Origin of the sequence: Pseudomonas sp. efr-133-TYG-23 (genome assembly GCF_030209215.1) — a bacterium.
In the GTDB taxonomy this organism is placed as follows: domain Bacteria; phylum Pseudomonadota; class Gammaproteobacteria; order Pseudomonadales; family Pseudomonadaceae; genus Aquipseudomonas; species Aquipseudomonas rhodesiae.
Genome location: NZ_JARVSL010000018.1, coordinates 215,180 through 236,565 on the forward strand (window position 1 = coordinate 215,180; position 21,386 = coordinate 236,565).

The window sequence follows — 21,386 nt, forward strand, 5'->3', positions numbered from 1 at the left end:
ATGCAAACTCGTGACGATATTTTCAACACCCTGCGCGATGCCTTGGTGGAACTGTTCGAACTGGAACCTGAACGCGTGACCCTCGACGCCAACCTGTACCAGGACCTGGAAATCGACAGCATCGATGCGGTGGACCTGATCGACCATATCAAGCGCCAGACCGGCAAGAAGATTGCTGCCGAGGAGTTCAAGGCCGTGCGCACCGTGAACGATGTGGTTGAGGCGGTGTACCGTCTGGTCCAACCAGCCGCATGAGCCGGCTGATCGGCCTTGGCCTGTTGCTGGCGGGGCTGCTGTACCCCTTCGCGGTGTATTACGGCACCGAGCATTTTGCGCCGTGGCAATTCGGCCTGCTGCTGGGCAGCCTATGGCTGTTGCGGGCGCTCACCGCTACGCGGCGCCCTGGCAGCCGTTGGATGGCGGTGGCGGTGATCGTGTTCTGCCTGTTGCTGGCCTGGTTCGACAACCCGCTGCTGTTGCGCTGGTACCCGAGCCTGGTCAGTGCGTTCATGCTCACGCTGTTCGGCTTGAGCCTGAAATACGGCCCACCGATTGTTGAGCGCCTGGCGCGGATGACGGAACCGCAGCTGCCGCCCGAGGCAATTGTGTACACGCGCCAGGTCACGGTGGTCTGGAGTGTTTTCTTCTTAGCTAACGGCCTGCTCGCGGCCGCCCTCACCTTGTGGGCACCGCTGAGCTGGTGGACGTTGTACAACGGCCTGATCGCCTACGGGCTGATGGGGCTGCTGTTTGCCGTGGAATGGCTGGTACGACAAAGGGTGCGGGGCCGCGTATGAATTGGTTGAACCTTGAGCATCTGTTGCTTGAGCCGGTGGCGCAGCGTTCGGTGTGCGCAGACCTGAATCACGCCCAACTGTGGGACCAGGCCTTGCGCCTGGGCGCCGGGCTGCAACGCCGTGGCATCCAACGCGTGGCCGTGCATCTGGAAGATGCCGGCCTGCTGGCAATCGCCCTACTGGGAGCCTGGCGTGCCGGGGTCAGCGTGTTGCTGCCCGCCGACCTGCAGCCCCAAACCCGTCAACGCTGGGCCGACGCCGTCGACGCCTGGCTGACCGAGGCCGCGGACCTCGACGCCTTGTATCAGACTGCCCTGAGCCCGTCCGCGCTGGACCTGGACACCTGCCAATTGAGCCTGTGCACCTCCGGCTCCAGCGGCGAACCCAAGCGCATCGACAAGACCCTGCGCCAGTTGGCCAACGAAGTGCAGGCCCTGGAAACCTTGTGGGGCGCCGACCTCGACGGTGCCTGCATCATCGGCAGCGTCGCCACGCAGCATATCTACGGCTTGCTGTTCCGCGTGTTGTGGCCGCTGTGCGCCGGTCGCACATTTGTACGTCAACAACTGGCCTTCCCCGAAGATTTGCAGCGCGCCAGCCGCGAACACGCCCGGTTCGCCTGGGTGGCCAGCCCGGCGCTGCTCAAGCGCATGGGCGACAACCTCGATTGGCCGGCATTGAGCCAAGTGGCGCGGGTGTTCTCATCCGGCGGTGCGCTGCCGATGGAAGCCGCCAGCAGTCTGTATGAGCGCTTGCGGCAATGGCCCACGGAAATCCTCGGCAGTTCGGAAACCGGCGGCATCGCCTGGCGCCAGGCTAACCGACCTTGGCAGCCGTTTGCCGATGTGCACCTGAGCCAGGATGCCGACGGCGCCCTGCGCATCGCGTCGCCGTACCTGCCCCCTGGGCATATCGAGCAGACCGCCGACGCCGCGCGCCTGCATGCCGATGGCCGCTTCGAGCTGCTGGGACGTCTGGACCGCATCGTCAAGCTGGAAGAAAAACGTATCTCCCTGCCCATGCTCGAACAGGCCTTGATGACCCATCCATGGGTCGCCGAAACGCGATTGGGCGTGGTTCAGGAAAGCCGCGCGTCCCTCGGCGCGCTGGTGGTGCTGAGCGCCGCCGGCCTGCATGCACTGCGCAATCAGGGCCGGCGCAGCGTTACCCAGACCCTGCGCCGGCACTTGAGCCAACATTGCGAAGCCCTGGCCCTGCCACGCCGCTGGCGCCTGCTGAGCCAACTGCCACTCAACGCCCAAGGCAAACTGCCCCAGGCCGACGTGGCGGCGCTGCTCATGGCGCCACGGCCCAAGGCGCCGCAGGTGTTGGAACAGGTTGAAGCTAACGGCGAGTGGACACTGCAACTGAGCGTGCCGCCGGACCTGGCCTATTTCAGCGGGCATTTCCCGGTCACTCCGGTATTGCCGGGAGTGGTGCAGGTGGAGTGGGCATTCAACCTCGGCCAACAACTGCTGGATTTGCCGTCGACCTTTGCCGGTATGGAAGTGCTCAAGTTCCAGCAACTGATACGCCCGGGCGACCGGATCGAACTGCACCTGCGCTTCGACGCAGAGCGCGGCAAGCTGTATTTCGCCTACCGCAACGGCATCGCGGCCTGTTCCAGCGGCCGCATCCAATTGGAAGCCGCCCATGCATAAGCCCTGCGCCCTGATCCCGGTCTATAACCACGAAGCCGCCGTGCCCGCCGTGGTCCATAGCCTATTGAAAAGCGGCCTGCCGTGCCTGTTGGTGGACGATGGCAGCAGCCCGGCCTGCGCAGCGGTGCTGGCGCAATTGGCGCGGCTGGAGAATGTCACCCTGCTGACCCTGCCGACCAACCAGGGCAAGGGCGGCGCGGTGATGGCCGGTTTTCGTGAGGCCGCACGCCAGGGCTTTACCCATGCCTTGCAGGTCGATGCCGACGGCCAACACGACCTGCGCGAAGTCGAGACTTTTATCGACGCCTCCCGCCGCCAGCCCGACGCGCTGATCTGCGGCTACCCCGAATACGACGACAGCGTGCCCAAAGGCCGCCTGTACGCTCGCTACCTGACCCATGTGTGGGTGTGGATCAACACCCTGTCGCTGCAAATCCGCGACTCTATGTGCGGCTTTCGCGTGTACCCGCTGGCCCCGGTGTTGGCACTGATGAACTCGGCCTACATCGGCACGCGCATGGACTTCGACTCGGACATCCTGGTGCGCCTGGCCTGGCGCAACCAACCAATGCGCTGGCTGCCCACCCAAGTCCACTACCCGGCCGATGGCCTGTCGCACTTCCGGCTGTTCCACGACAACGTGCGCATCAGCGCCATGCACACGCGTTTGTTCTTCGGCATGCTGGTGCGCGCGCCGATGATCCTGTGGCGGCGGTGGCAGGCATGAGCGACAGCACCAAGCACTGGGCCGACCGCGAAGAACGCGGCAGCTACTGGCTGATGAAACTCACCGCGTTCGCCGCCAAAGTGCTGGGCCGGCGCCTGCTGAGCCCGGTGCTGTACGGCATCGTTTTGTACTTCTTCGTGTTCGGCCGCACCGCGCGCCAGAGCGCCTGGCAGTACCAGCAACGCCTGGCCGAGTGGAGCGGGCGCGATGAACTGCGCCCCTCCCATAGAAAAGTCTTCGGCCAGTTCATGGCCTTCGCCGACGCCCTGCTCGACAAGCTCGATGTGTGGAACGGCAAGCTGCGCATCGAACAAATCGATATCAACGACCCGGCCAAACTACGCGCGCAATTGCGCGGCGAGCGCGGGCAGATGCTGGTGGGGGCGCACCTGGGCAATCTGGAAGTGTGCCGCGCCCTGGCGGAAATCGGCGAACAAGTGACCATGAACGTGCTGGTACACACCAAGCACGCCGAACGTTTCAACCGTTTGCTGGGCGAAGCCGGCGCGACCCATTTGCGCCTGATCCAGGTCAGCGAGCTGGACCCGGCCACCATGCTGTTGCTCAGCCAGCGCCTGGACGAAGGCGAATGGCTGGCGATTGCCGGCGACCGCGTGCCGCTGCACGGCGGGCGCACGGTGCGCGTGGATTTCCTCGGGCATGCCGCCGCATTTCCCCAGGGCCCTTGGCTCTTGGCCGGCCTGCTCAACTGCCCGGTGAACCTGCTGATGTGCCTCAAGCACAATGGCCGTTATCGCCTGACCATCGAGCCGTTCGCGCCATCGATCGAATGGAAACGCAGCACCCGCGAGCAGGTCATCGCCCAGTGGACCTCACGCTACGCCGCGCGCCTGGCTGATTTCTGCCTGGAAGCGCCCCAACAATGGTTCAACTTTTACCCTTTCTGGAAGACCGATGACGACGCATCTTGAGCCGGTAACCTTTGGCGAACGCCCCCTGCGCATCGAAGACGTGCTGGCCCTGGCCAACCGTCAGGTGCCTACCCAGTTGCAAGGCGACGCGGCCTATCGCCAGCGCATCGCCAAGGGCGCGCAGTTCCTCGACTCGCTGCTGGACAAGGAAGGCGTGATCTACGGCGTGACCACCGGCTACGGCGACTCTTGCGTGGTGGCGGTACCGTTGCAGCATGTCGAAGCCCTGCCCCGTCACCTGTACACCTTCCACGGCTGCGGCTTGGGCAAATTGCTCGACGCCCAGGCCACCCGTGCGGTGCTGGCCGCGCGCTTGCAGTCGCTGTGCCACGGCGTGTCCGGGGTGCGCGTTGAACTGCTGGAGCGCCTGCAAGCGTTTGTTGAACACGACGTACTGCCGCTGATCCCGGAAGAAGGCTCGGTGGGCGCCAGCGGCGACCTGACGCCGCTGTCCTACGTGGCCGCGACCCTGTCCGGCGAACGTGAAGTGCTGTTCCGTGGCGAGCGCCGCGCGGCCGCCGATGTGCATCGCGAACTGGGTTGGCAGCCGCTGGTGCTGCGCCCCAAGGAAGCCCTGGCCTTGATGAACGGCACCGCCGTGATGACCGGCCTGGCGTGCCTGGCGTTTGCCCGCGCCGACTATCTGCTGCAACTGGCCACGCGCATTACCGCGCTGAACGTGGTGGCGCTGCAAGGTAACCCCGAGCACTTTGACGAACGACTGTTCGCCGCCAAGCCGCACCCGGGTCAGATGCAAGTCGCCGCGTGGTTGCGCCAGGACTTGGCCATCGACGCACCGACCGCGCCGCTGCATCGCCTGCAGGACCGCTACTCGCTGCGCTGCGCGCCCCACGTGCTCGGGGTGCTGGCCGACAGCCTGGGCTGGTTGCGCGGGTTTATCGAGACCGAGCTCAATAGCGCCAACGACAACCCGATCATCGACGCCGAAGAAGAACGCGTGCTGCACGGCGGGCATTTCTACGGCGGGCATATCGCTTTTGCCATGGACAGCCTCAAGACCCTGGTGGCCAACGTCGCCGACCTGCTCGACCGACAACTGGCCCTGCTGGTGGACGTGCGCTACAACCACGGCCTACCGAGCAACCTGTCCGGCGCGCCGGCGGATCGCGCCATGATCAACCACGGCTTCAAGGCGGTGCAGATCGGCACCAGCGCCTGGACCGCCGAAGCGCTGAAAAACACCATGCCGGCCAGCGTGTTTTCACGTTCCACCGAATGCCACAACCAAGACAAAGTCAGCATGGGCACCATCGCCGCTCGCGATGCGATCCGCGTGCTGGAGCTGACCGAGCAGGTTGCCGCCGCCACCCTGCTGGCCGCCAATCAAGGCGTGTGGCTGCGTGCCCAGGCTGACGATGCCCGCCCGCTGCCACCGGCCCTGGCGGCCATGCACGCGGAACTGGCCAAGGACTTCCCGCCGGTGATCGAAGACCGCGCCCTGGAAGGCGAGCTGCGCCTGTGTCTGCAACGCATCGCCGAACAACACTGGAGGCTGCATGCGTAGTCAGGGCGTGTTGCACTGCGACACCGAGATCCTCGTGCCGTTTTTCGATGTCGACACCATGCACGTGGTGTGGCACGGGCACTACGTGAAATACCTGGAAGTGGCACGCTGCGCGTTGCTGGACAAGATCGGCCACAACTACACGCACATGCTCGACTCGGGCTATGCCTGGCCGGTCATCGACATGCAGCTGCGCTATGTGCGCGGGGCGGTGTTCGGCCAGACCCTCAACGTGCGCGCCAGCCTGGTGGAGTGGGAGAACCGCTTGAAGGTCAATTACCTGATTACCGACCGGGCCAGCGGCGAGCGCCTGACCCGCGCCAGCACCGTGCAGGTGGCGGTAGACATCGCCACTCGCGAGATGCAGCTGGCGTCCCCCAAAGTCTTCATCGACGCCGTCGACAGGGCCTTGTCATGAAACTGATCACCTTCCTCGGTGCGTTGCTGCTGTCGCTTCAAGCCCACGCCTTCGACCTGCAACAACTCAGCGATCAGTTGGCCAAACCCTCGGTGATCCACGGCAGCTTTATCCAGGAAAAACACCTGCGCGCCCTGCCGCAGCCATTGGTCAGCAAAGGCACCTTCGTCCTGGCCAAGGACCACGGCCTGCTGTGGCTGCTCAAGACGCCGCTGCAACAGGATTACCGCATCAGCGCCCAAGGCATCGCCCGCCGTGATGCCAATGGCTGGCAGCTGCTGCCGAACAAGAGCGCCGGCGCCGAGCAGAATCGCTTGTTCCTCGCCGTGCTGCAAGGCGACAGCAGTGGCCTGCAACGGGACTTCGAGCTGCACCTTCAAGGCGAGGCCACGCAATGGACGCTGACCTTGATCCCACGCTCGCTGCTGCTCAAGCAGGTGTTCAACCAGATCAACATCAATGGCGGCGCGCTGGTGCAGACCATCGAATTGCTGGAAACCCAGGGCGACAGCACCGTACTGCGCATGCAGGACTGCCGCGCCGACCTTCCCCTCAGCGATGCGCAGCAGCATGACTTTGCTCAGTGAGCGCCAGTTGCCGCGCCTGTTCCTGATCCTGCTGGTGGCCGTACTGGCCCTGGCCGGCTGGCAGTGGCGTCATGGCGCGCCGCTGTCGGCCAACCTGATGGAGCTGGTGCCCGGCAGCACGCCGGATGCCCTGGAACTGCAAGCCGAGCAGCGCATGCAGGAGCCGCTGAACCGCGAGATGCTGGTGCTGGTGGGCCACACCGATCGCCAGCAGGCAGTGGCCGTTGCCCAACAGTTGGGTGAGCGTTGGCAGGCCAGCGGCCTGTTTGAAACAGTGCAGTGGAACCTGCAAGCCGACCTGCCGGCGCTGCGCGAGCAACTGCTGCGCGGGCGCCTGGCGATACTGTCGGGCAAAGACCGCGAACAGTTGATCGAACACCCCGACGCCTTCATTCAGCAGCGGGTGCAGGCGCTGTTCGACCCCTTCACCGGGTTCAGCCTGGTGCCCAGCCAGGAGGATTGGCTGGGCCTGACCGGGCGCATCCAGAACAGCCAGCCGCAACGTGGCTCGGTGCAACTGGACATCGGCAGCGGCGCGCTGATTGCCGATGCCGACGGCAAGAGCTGGGTGCTGCTGCGCGCGCGCACCACCGGCAACGCCTTCGACATGCACCTGCCACTGCGCGTGGCGGACCTGCTCCAAGCCAGCCGCGCCGAGGCCGGCGAGCATGGCGCGCAATTGCTGGCCGCCAGCGGCCTGTTGTACGCCGCCAACGGTCAGCAACAGGCCACTCGCGAAATCACCTGGGTCGGCGGCGGTGCGACCGTGGGCATCCTGTTGCTGCTGTTGCTGGCGTTCCGGCGCTGGCGCGTGCTGCTGGCGTTCGTGCCGGTACTGGTGGGGATGTTGTTCGGCGCGGTGGCGTGTGTGGCGCTGTTCGACCATATGCATGTGATGACGTTGGTGCTGGGTTCCAGCCTGATCGGCGTGGCCGTGGATTACCCGCTGCACTACCTGTCCAAAAGCTGGAGCCTGCAACCGTGGCGCAGTTGGCCGGCGCTGCGCCTGACGCTGCCGGGGCTGAGCCTGAGCCTGGCGACCAGTTGCATCGGCTACCTGGCGCTGGCCTGGACACCGTTCCCGGCACTGACCCAGATCGCCGTGTTCTCCGCCGCCGGGCTGGTGGGTGCCTACCTGTCGGCGGTGTGCCTGTTGCCGGCGCTGCTCAACGGCGTCGAACTGCGCCCAGCGCAATGGCCGCTGCGCATCGCCGAACGCCTGTGGCAACTGCGCGTTGCCTTGCTCAAGCGCGTCCCGAGTGCCGTATTGCTGGCACTGGTGCTGCTGTTTTGCGCAGGCGGCCTGTGGCAGCTGAACACCAAGAACGACATTCGCCAATGGATCGGCGCGCCGCCGCAGTTGCTCCAGGAGGCCCAGGCCGTGGCGCGCATCACCGGGTTCCAGCCCACCAGCCAGTTCTTTCTGGTGCGCGCGCCGGATCAACCCCAGTTGCTGGAGCGCCTGGACACGCTGGGCCAGCGCCTGGATCAACTGGTGAACATGAACAAACTGCAAGGCTACCTGGCCCTCAACCAATTGGTCAGTCGCCCCGCCGAGCAACAGCAAGTGCGTGACGCGTTGAACCGCCTGCCGCAGCATTGGCAGCCGCTGCTGGACCTCGGCGTTCCCGCCAGTGCCCTGCACGCCGAAATCGCGCAATTGCAGGCCCTGCCCACCGAAGATATCGATGCCGCCTTAGCGGGCCCGCTGGCCGAACCCTGGCGCACCCTGTGGCTGGGCCCGGTGGACGGCGGTGTGGCGACGATGGTCAGCCTGCAAGGCTTGAACAACCCAGCGTTGCTGCACGCGCAGGCGGCGGACCTGCCAGGCGTGCAACTGGTGGATCGCCTGGGCGACTTGAATCGGGTGTTCGCCGCCACGCAGATCAGCGCCGCTGAATTGAAACTGCTGTCGTGCGGGTTGATCGTCATCCTGCTGATCGTGCCGTTTGGCCTCGGCGGTGCGTTGCGTATCGTCGCGCTGCCATTGCTCGCCGCGCTGTGCAGCCTGGCCAGCCTCGGTTGGCTGGGCCAGCCGTTGACGCTGTTCAGCCTGTTCGGCCTGCTGCTGGTGACGGCGATCAGTGTCGACTACGCGATCCTGATGCGCGAACAGATCGGCGGCGCTGCGGTCAGCCTGCTAGGAACACTGCTGGCGGCGCTGACGACATGGTTGTCGTTCGGCCTGCTGGCGGTGTCGAGTACGCCCGCAGTCAGTAATTTCGGTCTATCGGTCAGCCTGGGCCTGGCGTTCAGCTTTATGCTGGCGCCCTGGGCCGGCCAACAGAAACATGCCTTATGAATGTGATTATCGCCAATGCGGCAAGGAGCCCTCGTGCCCACAGTTGAAATGGAACGCCGCCAGGTCGTGGTGATCGGTGCCGGCCCATCAGGTGCCATCGCCGCCGCGCTGCTCAAGCGCAAAGGGCATGATGTATTGATCATCGAGCGCCAGCATTTTCCACGGTTCTCGATCGGCGAAAGCCTGCTGTCCCACTGCATCGATTTCATCGAAGAAGCCGGCATGCTGGACGCCGTGCAGGCCGCCGGTTTCCAACTGAAAACCGGCGCCGCCTTTGCCTGGGGCGAGCGCTACAGCGCGTTCGATTTCAGTGACACCTTCAGCGACGGCAAGCCCACCACCTTCCAGGTGCAACGCGGCGAGTTCGACAAATTGCTGGCCGACCAGGCCGCGCTGCAAGGCGTGGACATCCGCTACGGCGAAACCATCGTCGGCGTGGATTTCAAAGGCGAATGCCGCTACCTGCATGTGCGCCGCGAGAACGGCAGCGAGTATCACCTCAAGGCCAAGTTCGTGCTCGATGCCAGCGGCTACGGCCGCGTGCTGCCACGCCTGCTGGACCTGGAAGCGCCGTCGAATTTCCCGGTGCGCCAAGCGGTGTTTACCCACATCGAGGATCGCATCGAACACCCAGGCTTCGACCGCACCAAAATCCTCGTCACCACCCATCCCACCCAGCGCGATATCTGGTTCTGGACCATTCCCTTCAGCAACGGCCGTTGCTCGGTGGGCGTGGTCGCGGCCAAGGAACACTTCGACGGCCGTGGTAATGACCTCGACGCCTGCCTGCGCGGTTTTATCGCCGAAACCCCAAGCCTGGCCGGCGTGCTGCAAAACGCCGTGTGGGACACGCCGGCGCGCACCATCGGCGGCTATTCGGCGAACGTCACGACCTTGCACGGCCCAGGCTTCGCGCTCTTGGGCAATGCGGCGGAATTCCTCGACCCGGTGTTCTCCTCCGGCGTGACCATCGCCATGCGCTCGGCCAGCATGGCCGCAGGCGTGCTGCACCGCCAGTTGAGCGGCGAGGCGGTGGATTGGCAGACCGAATTCGCCGCGCCCCTCAAACGCGGTGTCGACACCTTCCGCTGCTACGTCGAAGGCTGGTACGCCGGGACGTTCCAGGACGTTATTTTCCATCCGGGCAGTGCCCCGGAGATTCGCCGTATGATCAGCTCGATCCTCGCCGGCTATGCGTGGGACGAGCGCAACCCGTTCGTCAGCGAGCCCAAGCGACGTTTGCGGATGTTGTCGGAAATCTGTGCGAGTGAGCCGGTATGAGCACGCAATACCTGAGCAAAAACTACGTCGAGGAAACCCGCTTCGGCCTGTGGTTCCTGCGCAGCCACACCTGGCAGCACCACGTGCTGCGCGTGGCGATTAACGACCTGCGCGGCCTGTTCAGCGAGCCGCTGCCCCAGGCGCCGGTACTGCTGGACGCCGGTTGCGGCCAGGGCAAGTCGTTCACCCTGCTACAACAAGCATTCGCGCCGGCACGCCTGATCGGCCTGGATGCCGACCCTCACAGTTTGCAGATGAGCCAGGCCGAGGCCGAGCGCCAGGGTTTGAGCGTCGAGCTGATCGGCAGCGATTGCGCCACCCTCGATGTGGCGGACAACAGCGTCGACCTACTGTTCTGCCACCAGACCTTCCACCATCTGGTGGAACAACACCGTGCGCTGCAAGAGTTCTATCGCGTGCTCAAACCCGGCGGCTACCTGCTGTTTGCCGAATCCACCGAAGCCTATATCGACACCTGGGTGATCCGCTGGCTGTTCCGCCACCCCATGCACGTGCAGAAAAGCGCCGAAGGGTATCTGGCGATGCTGCGCGAGCAAGGCTTTGAGTTCGGCCCGCAGAATGTCTCGTACCCGTACCTGTGGTGGAGCCGTTCGAAGGATTTCGGCCTGCTCGAACGCCTGCGCCTGCGCCGACCGAAACCGGTGGGGCAGCGCGAAGAAACCCTGGTCAACTGCGTGGCACGCAAACCCTTGGCGAGCGTCGTACCATGATCCGCGCACTGTTGATCGGCTGCCTGTTGCTGCTCAGCGCCTGCGCCAGCCAGCCACCGCTGCCCGCCACCACCCCGAGCTTGCCGCTGCCGCTGCAACTGCATGTGCAGCGCTTGGCGGATGGCCAGAGCCAGGATTGGCTACTGGTGGTGCAACGCGAAGGCGGCGCGATTCGCTGGTCGATGATGGATCCGCTGGGCATCCCCCAAGCCCGGCAGAAACTGGTCGATGGCCAGTGGCAGGCCGATGGCTTGCTGCCGCCCAACCCCCAGGCCCGCGAGTTGTTCGCCGCGCTGTTGTTTGCCCTGACGTCGGCCGATGAAGTGCGCGCGCTGTACCCCAGCGCCCAGGCACGCGACCTGACCCGCACCCTGCCGGGTCATTGGCAAATCATCTACCAGTCTTCAGAGGTGTTCAGCGTGAACATCGCCGGACAGCCCTTGAGCTACCGCATTACGCCGCTGGGTGCCGCACGATGAGCGCCTACTTGAACGCCCTCGGCGTGATCTGCGCCCTTGGCCGTGGCCAGGCTGAGGTCAGCCGCCGTCTGTTCGCCGGTGACTGCTCGGGCATGCGCGCCGAAAGCGGCTGGGTGCCCGAACGCGTGTTGCCAGTGGGCGGCGTGCAGGGCGAGCTGGCGAGTATCCCGCCTGAGCTGGGCCAGCAAAGCAGTCGCAACAATCAACTGTTGCTGGAAGCGGCGCTGCAAATCGAAGAAGAGATTCGCCAGGCGATCCACACCTACGGCGCATCGCGGGTGGGCGTGGTGCTCGGCACCAGCACTTCGGGCATCGACGAAGCCAGTCGCGGCATTGCCGAGTACCTGCGCGACAATCGCTTCCCCGGCACCTATGACTATCAGCAACAGGAACTCAGCGCCCCGGCCAATTTCCTTGCCGACTGGTTGCAACTGAGCGGCCCGGCCTATGTGATTTCCACCGCTTGTACGTCCAGCGCCCGTGCGCTGATGAGTGCCCGGCGCCTGTTGGACCTGGGCCTGTGCGATGCGGTGATCTGCGGCGGCGTGGACAGCCTGTGCAAGCTGACCCTCAACGGTTTCAGCGCGCTGGAGGCGGTATCCGACACGCGCTGCAACCCGTTTTCGCGCAACCGCGACGGCATCAATATCGGCGAAGCCGCCGTGTTGTTTCTGATGAGCAGGCAACCGGCGCCCATCGCCCTGTTGGGCAGCGGCGCCAGTTGCGATGCGCACCATATCTCCGCGCCGGAGCCGAGCGGCAAAGGCGCGCTCCAGGCGATGCGCAAGGCACTGGCCTGCGCGAAACTGGCGCCGGAGCAGATCGGCTATCTGAACCTGCACGGCACGGCTACCCAACATAACGACGCCATGGAAAGCCTGGCGGTCGCCAGCCTGTTCCCCGGCGGCGTGAGCTGCTCATCGACCAAACCCATGAGCGGCCATACCCTGGGCGCCGCTGGCGCGCTGGAAGCGGCGTTCTGCTGGCTGAGCCTGCGCCACGGCCAGGTGCCGCCCCATGTGTGGGACGGCGAGGCCGACCCTGCGCTCCCCGCCTTGCAGTGGGCACACGCCGGCGAACCCTTGAAAAACACGCGCCTGATGAGCAACTCGTTTGCCTTCGGCGGTAACAACGTCAGCCTGATTATCGGAGAGGCCCCATGATCGATTGGCCACTCGCCGAACTGATCCCCCACGCGGGCGACATGATCCTGATCGACCAGGTGCTGTCGTTCGACGAAGAACAGATTCACACCCGCGCCACCGTCAAGCCCGGCGGCCTGTTCAACCGCCCTGACGGCAGCCTGCCGGCCTGGGTCGGTATCGAGCTGATGGCGCAGAGCGTGGCCGCCTATGCCGGCTGCCATGCCCGCCGCAAAGGCGAGCCAGTGGCGTTGGGCTTCCTGCTGGGCACGCGTAAGTTCGAGTGCAACGTCGAACACTTTCCGGCCGGTGCCGAGCTGAGCATCCACGGCCTGCGTTCCCTGGAAGACGACAATGGCATGGGTGTGTTCGAATGCCACCTGCGCGGCGAAGGGTTCCACGCCAGCGCGCGCTTGAACGTATTTCGACCGCCCCAGGCGGCCGCCTATTTAGATGAATCGAAGGACGAAACGCCATGACTGAATCCGTACTGGTCACCGGCTCCAGCCGTGGCATCGGCCGCGCCATTGCCCTGCGCCTGGCCCAGGCGGGCCACGACATTGTGCTGCACTGCCGCAGCGGCCGCGCCGAGGCGGATGCGGTGCAGGTGGAAATCCAGGCCTTGGGCCGGCAGGCGCGGGTGCTGCAATTCGACGTGGCGGATCGCGCCAGCTGCAAGCACATCCTTGAAGCCGATGTGGAGCAACACGGCGCCTATTACGGCGTGGTGCTCAACGCCGGCCTGACCCGCGACGGCGCGTTCCCGGCCTTGTCGGAGGACGATTGGGATGTGGTGATGCGCACCAATCTGGACGGTTTCTACAACGTGCTGCACCCGGTGATGATGCCGATGATCCGTCGTCGCGCGGCCGGGCGCATCGTGTGCATTACCTCGGTATCGGGGCTGATCGGCAACCGCGGGCAGGTCAACTACAGCGCTTCGAAAGCCGGCCTGATCGGCGCGGCCAAGGCCCTGGCCATCGAGCTGGGCAAGCGCAAGATCACGGTCAACTGCGTCGCGCCGGGGTTGATCGACACGGCCATGCTGGACGAAAACGTACCCGTCGAGGAACTGATGAAGATGATCCCGGCACAGCGCATGGGCACCCCGGAAGAAGTCGCCGGGGCGGTGAACTTCCTCATGTCCGCCGAGGCCGGTTACATCACCCGCCAGGTGCTGGCGGTGAATGGGGGCCTGTGCTAATGAAGCGCGTCGTCGTCACCGGCATGGCCGGCGTGACCTCCCTGGGCAGCGACTGGCCGACCATCTCGGCCAACTTCCGCGCCAACCGTAGCGGTATCCGGCGCATGGACGAATGGGACCGTTTCACCGAACTGAACACGCGTCTGGCCGGGCCCATCGACGATTTCGTGGTGCCCTCCCACTGGACGCGCAAGCAACTGCGCAGCATGGGCCGCGTCTCGCGCCTGGCGGTGTGGGCGGCGGAGCAGGCGTTGCAAGACGCCGGTTTACTGGGGGATGAGTCGATCAAGGACGGGCGCATGGGCGTGGCCTGTGGTTCGTCCACCGGCAGCACCGATGAGATCAAAGCCTTTGGCAATATGCTGCTCAACTCGGTGGCCGAGGGGCTGAACGCCAACTCCTACGTGCGCATGATGCCGCACACCACCGCGGCCAATATCAGCATCTTTTTTGGCCTGACCGGGCGCTTGATTCCCACTTCGAGCGCCTGCACCAGCGGCAGCCAGGGCATCGGCTACGCGTACGAGGCCATCAAGTTCGGGCGCCTGCCGTTGATGCTCGCCGGCGGCGCCGAAGAACTGTGCCCCACCGAAGCCATGGTGTTTGACGCGCTCTACGCCACCAGCCTGAAAAACGACGCACCGCAAACCAGCCCACGCCCCTATGACAGCGGCCGCGACGGCCTGGTGATCGGTGAAGGCGGCGGCATGCTGGTGCTGGAAGAACTGGAACATGCGCTGGCGCGCGGTGCGCATATCCATGCGGAAATCGTCGGTTTCGGCAGCAACGCCGACGGCCAGCACACCACCCGCCCGGAACAGAAAACCATGCGCCGCGCCATGGAACTGGCCCTGGAAGACGCCGGCCTGGCACCGGCCGCCATCGGCTACGTGAACGGCCATGGCACCGCCACCGATCAAGGCGACATCGCCGAGACCCTGGCCACCAGCAGCCTGTTCGGCAGCCGCATGCCTATCAGTTCGCAAAAGAGCTTCCTGGGCCACACCCTCGGCGCGTGCGGCGCGTTGGAGTCGTGGTTCAGCATCGAAATGATGAACCGCGACCAGTACGTGCACACCTTCAACCTCGACACCGTCGACCCGCAGTGCGGCGAGCTGGACTACCTGCAAGGTGGGTTTCGCCAGATGCACCACGACTACGTGATGAATAACAATTTCGCCTTTGGCGGCGTCAATACGTCGCTGATCTTTCGCCGCTGGTCCTGATTTTTAATCGATTGGAGAAAACGGAATGTCTTCCTTGCTACGCGCCACCTTCATCACGTTGGCCCTGCTGACCGCCGCCGGTTGCACCAGCAAACCGGTGCTCAACCCTCACAGCGAGCTACCGGCAGGTACTCAGGTCAGCGAAGAGAAAATGAAGCAGGTGATCGTCAACGCCTTGCAGAAACGTGAATGGACCGTGCAACGCCTGAGCCCGCAACTGGTGCAGGCCGAAATCACCGTGCGCGGCCAGTACCACGCTGAAATCGATATCCGCTACACCCGCAGCAGCTACGCCATCACCTACCGGGACAGCCGCGACCTGGGCTACAAGGACGGCAAGATCCATCGCAACTACAACCGTTGGGTGAACAACCTGGATAACGACATCAAGGCAGGCTTGCGCAGCAATGGTGTGAGTGGCGAGGCAGGGTCGGCGGCGCAGTTGTTTGAGCAGACCGGCACCTCAAAGCAGAACTGAGGCCAAGCACTACCCCTTCGATGGCCGGCCCATCTTATGTGGTGATAAGCCGAGCATTTTTGCAGCGGCCCCTTTTTCAAACGATGCCGTTCAACCGGCACATGGGATCGGGGCGGCTGCCCAGCCCAGCCCGGCGCTGGGCAAGCCCGCTCACCACAACAACCGGACTCACCGTAGGAAGCGTCACCTATGTAGTGAGACAACCTCTGTGGTGAGCGAGCTTGCCTCGCGCTGGGGCGCGAAGCGGCCCCTTTTCGGGCGGCGCGACGATTACTGTGTGGCCTTGCGCGTGAGCAATTCCACGAATGCCTTGCCCATTGGCGTTTGTGCGCTCTTGCGTTGCACCAGCCACACTGACGTCACCGCCTCCGGGTCCAGCAAGGTGCGATACACCACGCCATCGATGCGGATGCGCTGATACGACGCCGGCAGTACCGACACGCCTAACCCCGCCGCCACCAACCCGATAATCGTCATGGCCTCACCCGCTTCCTGAGCGAAGCGCGGGCTGAAGCCGGCGTCGCGGGCCAGGTTGAGCAGTTGGGCGTATAGGCCACTGCCGTAACTGCGTGGGAAAAACACAAACGGCTCTTCTGCCAATTGTGCCAGGTGCAAACCACGCTCGGAGCCTTGCGCCAGGGGGTGGCCGGCGCTTAGCACGGCCACCAGCGGTTCTCGCATCAGCTCGATCACAACCAACGAATCCGGCAAAGGCAACGGTCGCATCAGCCCGACCTGAATCGACTCATCCACCAGCGACTCGGCCACCTCGGTGCTGCTCATTTCCTGCAGGTTGAGGTGAACCGCCGGGAACGCCTGGCGGAACGCAAATATGGCTTGGGGAATGCTGGCATTGAACGGCGCCGATGACGTGAAGCCAATCTTCAATTCCCCCAGTTCGCCCAGCTGCGCACGCCGCGCCACGTCCGCGGCTTTGTCGACTTGGGCCAACACAAGGCGTGCCTCTTGCAGAAACAGGCGCCCGGCCTCGCTCAGTTCGACCCGACGATTGGTACGCTCGAACAACCGCGCCCCCACCTCATGCTCCAATGCCTGGATCTGCTGGCTCAGGGGCGGTTGCGAGATGCCCAGCACCTGCGCGGCGCGACCGAAGTGCAATTCTTCGGCGACCGCGATGAAGTACCGCAGATGTCGCAATTCCATGCCCACCTCATTAGGTCGTTTAAGCTATCAAACAGGTCGAACAATATATTGGAAAGAATCATTAGCCAGCTATATTCTTTTTTCCATTGCCCGCCCTGGCAGGCTTTTGCTCCCCCGAGGTTCCTGTGAAATCTGCTGTTGCGCCACTGGCTCATGATCTTCCACCCACCGCCCTGGATGAGGTGGTGGCTCAATTCAACGACGAGTACATCGAAAAAGGCACACCGCTGTTCATGCGCACGGTACTCGCGCTGTTCTCCGGCGGCTTCGCCACGTTTGCCCTGCTGTATTGCGTACAACCGATGATGCCGGCGCTGTCCCATGAGTTCTCCATCAACGCGGCGCAGAGCAGCCTGGTGCTCTCGGTTTCCACGGCAATGCTGGCGCTGGGGCTGCTGATCACCGGGCCGATTTCCGACACCCTGGGGCGTAAACCGGTGATGGTGGCCGCGTTGTTCTGTGCCGCGTTTGCCACCATCGCCAGCGGCCTGATGCCGTCCTGGGAGGGCATGCTATTGATGCGCGCGCTGGTGGGGCTGTCGCTCAGTGGCTTGGCGGCCGTGGCCATGACGTATTTGAGCGAAGAGATCCACCCTCAACACATCGGCCTGGCCATGGGCTTGTATATCGGCGGCAACGCGATCGGGGGCATGAGCGGACGGTTGATCATCGGCGTGTTAATCGATTTCGTCAGTTGGCACACCGCGATGCTGATCATCGGCGCCCTGGCGCTGATCGCCGCGACGGTGTTCTGGAAAATCCTGCCTGAATCGCGCAATTTCCGCCCCCGTAGTTTGCGGCCGCGCAGCCTGTTGGAAGGCTTCGTCATGCACTTCAAGGATGCCGGCCTGCCATGGCTGTTCCTTGAAGCCTTTCTGCTGATGGGCGCGTTCGTGACGCTGTTCAACTACATCGGCTATCGCTTGCTGGCCGATCCGTACGACCTGAGCCAGGCCGTGGTGGGTCTGCTGTCGCTGGTGTACCTCTCGGGCATCTACAGTTCAGCGAAGATCGGCTCGCTGGCCGACCGCCTCGGACGCCGGCGCGTGCTGTGGGCCACCATCCTAGTGATGCTCGGCGGCATGGCCATGACCCTGCTATCGCCGTTATGGCTGGTGGTGCCGGGCATGTTGGTGTTCACCTTTGGCTTCTTCGGTGCCCACTCGGTGGCCAGCAGTTGGATCGGCCGCCGGGCTACCAAGGCTAAGGGCCAGGCTTCCTCGCTGTACCTGTTCAGCTACTACGCCGGCTCCAGCATCGCCGGCACAGCAGGCGGGTTCTTCTGGCACTTTGCCGGTTGGAATGGCATCGGCGCGTTTATCCTGACCTTGCTGACCGGCGCGTTGCTGGTGGCGTTGAGGCTGGCCAAGTTACCGCCGCTGGCTTCGGCCTGAGGCCCCGGCGGCTGCGTAAACGACATCCGCGCCATCACCCGCTTACCGCGACGCTCATGCATCACCACCGCGCCGATATGCAGCACCAGCATCAGCAACAACGCCACGCACGACAGCACATGCACGCGGGTGTAGAGGGCGATGCGCGCCGCGTCGCTCTCAAAAGGCGCAATGGACACCAGGTTAAAGATATTGATCGGGCGGTCCATCATCAGCACACCCGTCGCCAGCACCACGGCCAGCACCAGGTACATCGCCTTGTGCACCAGCAACGCCAGGTACTCCTGCACCGTGCGTTTGCTTGAAAAATCCAGGCCGTGGCTGAAAGAGCAGAACACCCGCAACACGAAGATCGGGATATAGGCGGTGGTCAACGACACATTGAAGAACGCGACCCACGCCTTGACCGACGCCGGCACACTGAACACGGCGACGAAAAAACCGGATAACAATGCCCACAGAATGATGACGGCCGAAATCCAATGCAGGAGTTTCTGGCCGGTTGAATACGCTGAAGTGTTCATCCTGATATCACCTGACAATAAACGCCAATCACTGGCGAGTGGAAGAGTCGGGTAGGATTTTTACCGAGGCAGTTACCGAAGGCTGTAGGAGAAATCCCAACATCGGCAGCGTACCAAGGTCGGACTTAACAAACGCTGAAGCGCAACGAGCCGCCCACTGCCAGACAGAGGGCGGCTCGCTTGAGGCGGGATGTTACTGGTGGTATTGCGCGGACAGCTCGTGCACAGCTTGCAGGAAAGCGCCGGCGTGGTCCGGGTTTACCTCCGGGGTGATGCCGTGGCCCAGGTTGAACACATGCCCGGTGCCTTTGCCGTAGCTGGCCAGGATACGGCCGACTTCGGCGCGGATCGCTTCCGGCTTGGCGTACAGCACGGTCGGGTCCATGTTGCCTTGCAGCGCGACCTTATCGCCGACCCGGCGGCGGGCGTCGCCGATATCACAGGTCCAATCCAGGCCCAGGGCGTCCGCGCCAGCATCGGCGATGCTTTCCAGCCACAGGCCGCCGTTCTTGGTGAACAGAATCACCGGCACCTTGCGGCCTTCGTGTTCACGGATCAGGCCGCTGACGATTTTGCGCATGTAGGCCAGGGAAAACTCCTGGTAAGCCGCAGCGGACAGGTTGCCGCCCCAGGTATCGAAAATCTGCACCGCTTGCGCACCGGCCATGATCTGGCCGTTGAGGTAGCTGGTGACCGACTGGGCCAGCTTGTCCAGCAGCAGGTGCATGGCTTGTGGGTTGTCGTAGAGCATGGCCTTGGTCTTGCGGAAGTCTTTCGACGAGCCACCTTCGACCATGTAGGTAGCCAGGGTCCACGGGCTGCCGGAGAAGCCGATCAGCGGCACGCGGCCGTTAAGCTCGCGGCGGATGGTGCTGACCGCGTCCATCACATAGCCCAGGTCTTTGTGCGGATCGGGAATCGGCAGGGCTTCGATATCGGCCAGGGTGCTGACGACTTTCTTGAAACGCGGGCCTTCGCCGGTTTCGAAGTATAGGCCTTGGCCCATGGCGTCGGGGATGGTGAGGATATCGGAGAACAGGATCGCCGCGTCCAGTTGTGGATAGCGGTCCAGCGGCTGCATCGTGACTTCGCAGGCGAACGCCGGGTTCATGCACAGGCTCATGAAGTCGCCGGCGTGGGCGCGGCTGGCGCGGTATTCCGGCAGATAGCGCCCGGCTTGACGCATCATCCATACCGGGGTGACGTCTACGGGCTGCTTAAGCAGGGCACGAAGGAAACGGTCGTTCTTGAGGGCAGTCATGTCGGCATCCGCAAAAAAAGTGCGGGTATGGTCTCAAAAGACAGCGGCAAGCGGCAAGCTACAAGCGGCAAGTTGAAGCCATTGTGCTTTTAACTTGCCACTTGCCGCTTGAAACTCGCCGCTACGTCATCAGACGCCCAGGTAATCCAGGATGCCTTCGGCGGCGTTGCGGCCTTCGAAGATCGCCGTCACCACCAGGTCGGACCCGCGCACCATGTCGCCACCGGCGAAGATTTTCGGGTTGCTGGTCTGGTGCTTGTACTGGCCTTGTTCCGGGGCGACGACGCGGCCCTGGCTGTCGGTCTGGATCTGGAACTGCTCGAACCACGGCGCCGGGCTTGGACGGAAACCGAAGGCGATGACCACAGCGTCAGCCGGGATGATCTCTTCGGAACCCGGAATCGGCTCGGGGCTGCGACGGCCACGGGCATCCGGTTCGCCGAGACGGGTCTCGACCACCTTGACGCCCTCGACGCGGTCTTCACCGACGATGGCGATCGGCTGGCGGTTGTAGAGGAATTTCACGCCTTCTTCCTTGGCGTTCTTCACCTCTTTGCGCGAGCCCGGCATGTTGGCTTCGTCACGGCGATACGCACAGGTCACCGACTTGGCGCCCTGGCGGATCGAGGTGCGATTGCAGTCCATCGCCGTGTCGCCACCGCCGAGTACCACGACTTTCTTGCCTTTCATGTCGACGAAGTCTTCCGGCGACTTTTCAAAGCCCAGGTTGCGGTTGACGTTGGCAATCAAGAAGTCGAGCGCGTCGTACACACCCGGCAGGTCTTCACCGGCAAAACCGCCCTTCATGTAGGTGTAGGTGCCCATGCCCATGAACACCGCATCGTATTCGGCGAGCAGTTGCTCCATGGTCACGTCTTTGCCGACTTCGGTGTTCAGGCGGAACTCAATGCCCATGCCGGTGAACACTTCGCGCCGGTTGCTCAGTACGGTTTTTTCCAGCTTGAACTCGGGGATGCCGAAGGTCAGCAGGCCGCCGATTTCCGGGTTCTTGTCGAACACCACCGGGGTCACGCCGCCACGCACCAGCACGTCGGCACAACCCAAGCCCGCCGGGCCCGCGCCGATGATCGCCACGCGCTTTCCGGTCGGCTTGACCTTGGACATGTCCGGGCGCCAGCCCATGGCAAAGGCGGTGTCGGTGATGTACTTCTCCACCGAGCCGATGGTCACCGCGCCGAAACCGTCGTTAAGGGTGCAGGCACCCTCGCACAGACGATCCTGTGGGCACACCCGGCCGCACACTTCCGGCAAGGTGTTGGTCTGGTGCGACAGTTCGGCGGCAGCGAGGATGTTGCCCTCGGCCACCAACTTCAGCCAGTTGGGAATGAAGTTGTGCACCGGGCACTTCCATTCGCAATACGGGTTACCGCAGCCCAGGCAACGGTGGGCCTGTTCGGCCGAGTGCTGGGGTTTGAACGGTTCGTAGATTTCCACGAACTCTTTCTTGCGTTGACGCAACAGTTTCTTCTTCGGATCTTTGCGCCCGACATCGAGGAATTGGAAGTCGTTGCTGAGACGTTCGGCCATCGTTA

Annotated in this window: 21 protein-coding genes and 1 pseudogene; 18 read left to right on the forward strand and 4 right to left on the reverse strand. The window is 63.8% G+C overall.

Annotated elements, in window-relative coordinates; genetic code table 11:
• Genes QRN41_RS12555 through QRN41_RS12635 form a run of 17 tightly spaced genes read left to right on the forward strand, consistent with a single transcriptional unit; the run spans position 1 to position 15,490 of the window.
• Positions 1-255 (forward strand): acyl carrier protein, encoded by a 255-nt coding sequence (locus QRN41_RS12555; RefSeq protein ID WP_003209389.1) that lies wholly within the window; start codon positions 1-3, stop codon positions 253-255.
• Entirely contained in the window at positions 252-797 is a 546-nt protein-coding gene (locus tag QRN41_RS12560) for a COG4648 family protein (RefSeq protein WP_167416763.1), read from the forward strand. The genes QRN41_RS12555 and QRN41_RS12560 overlap by 4 nt, the downstream gene beginning before the upstream one ends.
• A complete protein-coding gene (locus tag QRN41_RS12565; RefSeq protein ID WP_167416762.1) occupies positions 794-2,458 on the forward strand; it encodes an acyl-CoA synthetase family protein in 1,665 nt (554 codons plus the stop codon). Before QRN41_RS12560 ends, QRN41_RS12565 begins: the two co-directional genes overlap by 4 nt.
• Complete coding sequence (locus QRN41_RS12570; protein ID WP_167416761.1) at positions 2,451-3,185, forward strand: glycosyltransferase family 2 protein; 735 nt, start codon at positions 2,451-2,453, stop codon at positions 3,183-3,185. Before QRN41_RS12565 ends, QRN41_RS12570 begins: the two co-directional genes overlap by 8 nt.
• Positions 3,182-4,117, forward strand: a complete 936-nt coding sequence (locus QRN41_RS12575) for a lysophospholipid acyltransferase family protein (protein ID WP_167416760.1) — start codon at positions 3,182-3,184, stop codon at positions 4,115-4,117. Before QRN41_RS12570 ends, QRN41_RS12575 begins: the two co-directional genes overlap by 4 nt.
• Positions 4,101-5,642, forward strand: a complete 1,542-nt coding sequence (locus QRN41_RS12580; protein ID WP_167416759.1) for an HAL/PAL/TAL family ammonia-lyase — start codon at positions 4,101-4,103, stop codon at positions 5,640-5,642. The genes QRN41_RS12575 and QRN41_RS12580 overlap by 17 nt, the downstream gene beginning before the upstream one ends.
• Positions 5,635-6,060 carry an acyl-CoA thioesterase gene (locus QRN41_RS12585; RefSeq protein ID WP_167416758.1) on the forward strand — a complete coding sequence of 142 codons (426 nt, stop codon included), beginning with the start codon at positions 5,635-5,637 and terminating at the stop codon, positions 6,058-6,060. Before QRN41_RS12580 ends, QRN41_RS12585 begins: the two co-directional genes overlap by 8 nt.
• Complete coding sequence (locus QRN41_RS12590; protein WP_167416757.1) at positions 6,057-6,647, forward strand: outer membrane lipoprotein carrier protein LolA; 591 nt, start codon at positions 6,057-6,059, stop codon at positions 6,645-6,647. The genes QRN41_RS12585 and QRN41_RS12590 overlap by 4 nt, the downstream gene beginning before the upstream one ends.
• Positions 6,631-8,949 carry an MMPL family transporter gene (locus tag QRN41_RS12595; protein WP_167416756.1) on the forward strand — a complete coding sequence of 773 codons (2,319 nt, stop codon included), beginning with the start codon at positions 6,631-6,633 and terminating at the stop codon, positions 8,947-8,949. The genes QRN41_RS12590 and QRN41_RS12595 overlap by 17 nt, the downstream gene beginning before the upstream one ends.
• A gap of 33 nt (positions 8,950-8,982) precedes the next feature.
• Positions 8,983-10,230, forward strand: coding sequence for an NAD(P)/FAD-dependent oxidoreductase (locus QRN41_RS12600; RefSeq protein ID WP_167416755.1), 1,248 nt, complete (start codon positions 8,983-8,985; stop codon positions 10,228-10,230).
• Positions 10,227-10,961: a class I SAM-dependent methyltransferase gene (locus QRN41_RS12605; protein WP_123479589.1), complete on the forward strand. Its 735-nt coding sequence runs from the start codon at positions 10,227-10,229 to the stop codon at positions 10,959-10,961. Before QRN41_RS12600 ends, QRN41_RS12605 begins: the two co-directional genes overlap by 4 nt.
• The gene (locus QRN41_RS12610; RefSeq protein ID WP_123479590.1) at positions 10,958-11,440 is read left to right on the forward strand and encodes a hypothetical protein; all 483 of its coding nucleotides are present in this window, start codon (positions 10,958-10,960) and stop codon (positions 11,438-11,440) included. Before QRN41_RS12605 ends, QRN41_RS12610 begins: the two co-directional genes overlap by 4 nt.
• Positions 11,437-12,603 (forward strand): beta-ketoacyl-[acyl-carrier-protein] synthase family protein, encoded by a 1,167-nt coding sequence (locus tag QRN41_RS12615; protein WP_167416754.1) that lies wholly within the window; start codon positions 11,437-11,439, stop codon positions 12,601-12,603. The genes QRN41_RS12610 and QRN41_RS12615 overlap by 4 nt, the downstream gene beginning before the upstream one ends.
• On the forward strand, positions 12,600-13,061 hold the full coding sequence (locus tag QRN41_RS12620; protein ID WP_167416753.1) for a hotdog family protein: 462 nt from the start codon (positions 12,600-12,602) through the stop codon (positions 13,059-13,061). Before QRN41_RS12615 ends, QRN41_RS12620 begins: the two co-directional genes overlap by 4 nt.
• Positions 13,058-13,786: a 3-oxoacyl-ACP reductase FabG gene (fabG, locus tag QRN41_RS12625; RefSeq protein WP_034095520.1), complete on the forward strand. Its 729-nt coding sequence runs from the start codon at positions 13,058-13,060 to the stop codon at positions 13,784-13,786. Before QRN41_RS12620 ends, fabG begins: the two co-directional genes overlap by 4 nt.
• Positions 13,786-15,012: a beta-ketoacyl-ACP synthase gene (locus tag QRN41_RS12630; protein ID WP_034095712.1), complete on the forward strand. Its 1,227-nt coding sequence runs from the start codon at positions 13,786-13,788 to the stop codon at positions 15,010-15,012. The genes fabG and QRN41_RS12630 overlap by 1 nt, the downstream gene beginning before the upstream one ends.
• 25 nt (positions 15,013-15,037) lie before the next feature.
• Complete coding sequence (locus QRN41_RS12635; protein ID WP_094065153.1) at positions 15,038-15,490, forward strand: hypothetical protein; 453 nt, start codon at positions 15,038-15,040, stop codon at positions 15,488-15,490.
• 270 nt (positions 15,491-15,760) lie between these two features.
• Here QRN41_RS12635 and QRN41_RS12640 read toward each other — a convergent pair whose 3' ends face one another.
• Entirely contained in the window at positions 15,761-16,654 is an 894-nt protein-coding gene (locus QRN41_RS12640; protein WP_034136588.1) for a LysR family transcriptional regulator, read from the reverse strand.
• Between the two features lie 146 nt (positions 16,655-16,800).
• Here QRN41_RS12640 and QRN41_RS12645 point away from each other — a divergent pair, with 146 nt between their 5' ends.
• A complete protein-coding gene (locus tag QRN41_RS12645; protein ID WP_502941889.1) occupies positions 16,801-18,048 on the forward strand; it encodes an MFS transporter in 1,248 nt (415 codons plus the stop codon).
• A gap of 35 nt (positions 18,049-18,083) precedes the next feature.
• Here the strand turns inward: QRN41_RS12645 and QRN41_RS12650 are convergent.
• The 3 genes and pseudogenes from QRN41_RS12650 to QRN41_RS12660 all read right to left on the reverse strand — a co-directional run.
• A pseudogene (locus QRN41_RS12650) lies at positions 18,084-18,572 on the reverse strand (cytochrome b/b6 domain-containing protein); the annotation flags it as partial.
• 193 nt (positions 18,573-18,765) lie between these two features.
• On the reverse strand, positions 18,766-19,833 hold the full coding sequence (gene hemE, locus QRN41_RS12655) for a uroporphyrinogen decarboxylase (protein ID WP_034095516.1): 1,068 nt from the start codon (positions 19,831-19,833) through the stop codon (positions 18,766-18,768).
• Between the two features lie 129 nt (positions 19,834-19,962).
• The gene (locus tag QRN41_RS12660; protein WP_167416751.1) at positions 19,963-21,381 is read right to left on the reverse strand and encodes a glutamate synthase small subunit GltD family protein; all 1,419 of its coding nucleotides are present in this window, start codon (positions 21,379-21,381) and stop codon (positions 19,963-19,965) included.
• Positions 21,382-21,386 lie beyond the last annotated feature (5 nt).

Coding starts and splice junctions, on each gene's coding strand:
- QRN41_RS12630 (WP_034095712.1), top strand. CDS start 13,786: ATGAAGCGCGTCGTCGTCACCGGCATGGCCGGCGTGACCTCCCTGGGC.
- QRN41_RS12605 (WP_123479589.1), top strand. CDS start 10,227: ATGAGCACGCAATACCTGAGCAAAAACTACGTCGAGGAAACCCGCTTC.
- QRN41_RS12640 (WP_034136588.1), bottom strand. CDS start 16,654: ATGGAATTGCGACATCTGCGGTACTTCATCGCGGTCGCCGAAGAATTG.
- QRN41_RS12660 (WP_167416751.1), bottom strand. CDS start 21,381: ATGGCCGAACGTCTCAGCAACGACTTCCAATTCCTCGATGTCGGGCGC.
- QRN41_RS12555 (WP_003209389.1), top strand. CDS start 1: ATGCAAACTCGTGACGATATTTTCAACACCCTGCGCGATGCCTTGGTG.
- QRN41_RS12615 (WP_167416754.1), top strand. CDS start 11,437: ATGAGCGCCTACTTGAACGCCCTCGGCGTGATCTGCGCCCTTGGCCGT.
- QRN41_RS12590 (WP_167416757.1), top strand. CDS start 6,057: ATGAAACTGATCACCTTCCTCGGTGCGTTGCTGCTGTCGCTTCAAGCC.
- QRN41_RS12565 (WP_167416762.1), top strand. CDS start 794: ATGAATTGGTTGAACCTTGAGCATCTGTTGCTTGAGCCGGTGGCGCAG.
- QRN41_RS12580 (WP_167416759.1), top strand. CDS start 4,101: ATGACGACGCATCTTGAGCCGGTAACCTTTGGCGAACGCCCCCTGCGC.
- fabG (WP_034095520.1), top strand. CDS start 13,058: ATGACTGAATCCGTACTGGTCACCGGCTCCAGCCGTGGCATCGGCCGC.
- QRN41_RS12620 (WP_167416753.1), top strand. CDS start 12,600: ATGATCGATTGGCCACTCGCCGAACTGATCCCCCACGCGGGCGACATG.
- QRN41_RS12610 (WP_123479590.1), top strand. CDS start 10,958: ATGATCCGCGCACTGTTGATCGGCTGCCTGTTGCTGCTCAGCGCCTGC.
- QRN41_RS12595 (WP_167416756.1), top strand. CDS start 6,631: ATGACTTTGCTCAGTGAGCGCCAGTTGCCGCGCCTGTTCCTGATCCTG.
- QRN41_RS12585 (WP_167416758.1), top strand. CDS start 5,635: ATGCGTAGTCAGGGCGTGTTGCACTGCGACACCGAGATCCTCGTGCCG.
- QRN41_RS12635 (WP_094065153.1), top strand. CDS start 15,038: ATGTCTTCCTTGCTACGCGCCACCTTCATCACGTTGGCCCTGCTGACC.
- QRN41_RS12560 (WP_167416763.1), top strand. CDS start 252: ATGAGCCGGCTGATCGGCCTTGGCCTGTTGCTGGCGGGGCTGCTGTAC.
- hemE (WP_034095516.1), bottom strand. CDS start 19,833: ATGACTGCCCTCAAGAACGACCGTTTCCTTCGTGCCCTGCTTAAGCAG.
- QRN41_RS12575 (WP_167416760.1), top strand. CDS start 3,182: ATGAGCGACAGCACCAAGCACTGGGCCGACCGCGAAGAACGCGGCAGC.
- QRN41_RS12570 (WP_167416761.1), top strand. CDS start 2,451: ATGCATAAGCCCTGCGCCCTGATCCCGGTCTATAACCACGAAGCCGCC.